The organism is Intestinimonas sp., assembly GCF_026169115.1.
Classification (GTDB): Bacteria; Bacillota; Clostridia; order Oscillospirales; family Oscillospiraceae; genus Intestinimonas.
The window spans coordinates 1-2774 of the sequence record NZ_JAPFEA010000012.1 but is presented as its reverse complement, the minus strand read 5'-3'; the positions used below and the strand labels follow the sequence as shown (position 1 = coordinate 2774).

Here is a 2774-nt window from a genome sequence, read left to right as displayed (position 1 = left end):
TCCTCCAGCAGACCGCCGGCATCGCCCGGGACACCCCCCTTATCACCGTGGACGGCGTGGAGGTCCCCGCTGAGGAGGTCCTCTACTGGGTGACCAATGCCGCCGACCAGTACGCCGCCTGGGGCATGACCGACCTGAGTATCGACATGGGCGAGGGCCAGACCCTGGGGGACTACTACCTGGACGGCGCCGTGGAGACCGCCACCCTCTACCAAATTATGGAGAACAAGGCCGACGAGCTCAAGCTGGGCTGGAACAAGGAAAACCAGACCGCCTATGAAAGCCAGCTCCAGACTATGAAGGACACCCTGGCCCAGCAGGCCGGTCTGGACCCCAAGACCCAGAGCGACCGGGTGGACACCGAGCTGGTCCGCCTCATCGCCTACATGGGCCTGTCTCAAGATGGGTTCTTCCACATCAACCAGGCCAGCTTCCTTTACAGCAACCTGATGGAGGGGCTTTACGGCGCAAAGGGCACCGACGCCCCCGACGCCGCCAAGCTGGATGAGGCCGGCGTCCTCCGGGCCAAGCACATCCTCATCAAGGCCGTCCCCGTCACCGACGAGGCGGGCAACGTCACCGACGACGGCATGGCCGCCGCCCAGACCCAGGCCCAGGACCTCTGCGACCAGCTCCTCACCGCCGAGGACCCCATGACCCTCTTTGACCAGCTCATGACCGAGCACACCGACGACGTGGACCCCTCCGGCAACGTCAACGGCGGTACCGAGGGCTATACCTTTGGCCCCGGCGAGATGGTGGAGGAGTTCTATGAGGGGACCAAGGCTCTGGCTGAGGGCGAGATCAGTCAGCCCGTCCAGAGCCAGTTCGGCTACCACATCATCCTCCGGCTCTCCGCCGACAACCAGGCCGGCTACGACAAGTACGCCCAGGTGAAGATGCAGGCCCAGGTCGACCAGTGGATGGAGGAGGCCCAGGTGGAGCGTTCCGAGGCCCTGGACAGCCTGGACCTCCAGGCCTTCTACGACGGGATCACTGCCCTGAGAGCCCAGGTCTCCGCCGCCAGCCAGGCCGACAGCGCCCCCGCTGAGACGGCTGCCCCCGAGACCACCGCCCCTGTGGAGACCGCCCCCGCTGAGAGCGAGGCCCCCACGGACACCGCTGCCCCCACCGAGACCCCCGCGGCGTAACCAGACGGAAGAAGCAATGGAACGGCCCCGCCCTGTGTCAACAGGGCGGGGCCGTTTTGATCGGGTGCACACACAGGTGCGCCCCTACGGGCCACGATGGGATGCACAAGGGGTCGATGAGGACATCGGCCCCTACGCCATCGCTGCGGCGGTTTTGTAGGGGCGGCATATAGGCCGCCCGCCGCACCGGTTCGGCATCACACTATTTGTGGGGCGCGAGGCCCCATTTGCGCTCCAAACCACGCCGTAAGGCCCCTCTTGCGCCCTGGGGCCTTTGGCTCCCTCCCTGAGGGAGCTGTCGCCGCAGGTGACTGAGGGAGTCGTTCCATCGCGGGGCAGGAGGGGGAGAAAACGGGTCCTTCGCTCCGCTCAGGACGACGCAGGGATGGGACGGCTGCCAGCATTCCGATGCCCTCTATGCGCTCCGAGGGCCCAATATGTCCCCAATCGTCCGCCCTTCTTCCCGGAAAAAGGCGGACAGGCCGGTGGTATACTTGTCCATACAGAATTTGGAAAAGAGGGGACGGGCATGAGAGCGTGGTACGCCATGGAGACCAGAGAGGTGCTGGAGGAGCTGAGGACCAGCGGCACGGAGGGCCTTTCCGCCGGGGAGGCCCGGAGACGGCTGGAGCGGAATGGGCGCAACGAATTGAAGGCCAGAGAGGGGCCGGGGCTGCTGCGCCGGCTGCTGGGCCAGCTCCGGGACCCCATGGTGCTGGTGCTGCTGGGGGCGGCGGGGCTCTCGCTGTGGGCCGGGGGCGGCGAGGACTGGGTGGAGGCCGTCATCATCCTGGGCATCGTCCTCCTCAACGCCGTCATCTCCCTCACCCAGGAGGACAACGCCCAGAAGGCGCTGGAGGCCCTCCGGGACCTCTCCGCCCCCATGGCCAACGTCATCCGGGAGGGCCGGCCCTGCCGGGTGGAGGCCGGCCAGCTGGTCCCCGGGGATCTCATCTGTCTGGAGGCCGGAGACCTGGTCCCCGCTGACGCCCGGGTCCTCTCCGCCGCCGGGCTCACCGCCGACGAGTCGGCCATGACCGGGGAGTCCCTCCCCGTGGCCAAGGAGGCGTGCGGCGCCCTGCCGCCGGGGACCGGGCTGGGGGACCGGAAAAATATGGTCCTCTCCGGCACCATCATCACCGCCGGCCGGGGGAGGTGCGTCATCACCGCCACCGGCATGGAGACGGAGATGGGCCACATCGCCGGTCTCCTCCTGGAACAGAAGGAAGGGAAAACTCCTTTACAGAAAAAGATGGAGGAAATTTCGGGGACCCTTTCTTTTCTCTGCCTGTGCGTCTGCGCGGTCATGTTCGGGGTGGGCCTCCTGCGGGGGAAGGGACTGCTGGACATGTTCCTCACCGCCGTCTCCCTGGCGGTGGCCGCCATCCCGGAGGGGCTTCCCGCGGTGGTCACCATCGTGCTGGCGCTGGGGGTGCAGCGGCTGGCCCGGCGGGGGGGCATCGTCCGGCGGCTGCCGGCGGTGGAGACCCTGGGCTGCGCCGGGGTCATCTGCTCGGACAAGACGGGGACCCTCACCCAGAACCGGATGACGGTCCAGGAGGTGTGGACCCCCGGCGGGGACCGGAGGGCCGCCCTGGCCGGCGGGGCGCTGTGCTCCGACGC

2 protein-coding genes are annotated in these 2774 nt (G+C 67.9%); both read left to right on the top strand.

The window, feature by feature from the left end:
• Positions 1-1151 (top strand): peptidylprolyl isomerase (locus Q0Y09_RS01025; protein WP_297716514.1); only part of this gene is annotated, 1151 nt, incomplete at its 5' end.
• Positions 1152-1680: 529 nt separating this feature from the next.
• Positions 1681-2774, top strand: a 1094-nt coding sequence (locus tag Q0Y09_RS01020; RefSeq protein ID WP_297716513.1) for an HAD-IC family P-type ATPase, incomplete at its 3' end; no start/stop codon positions are given.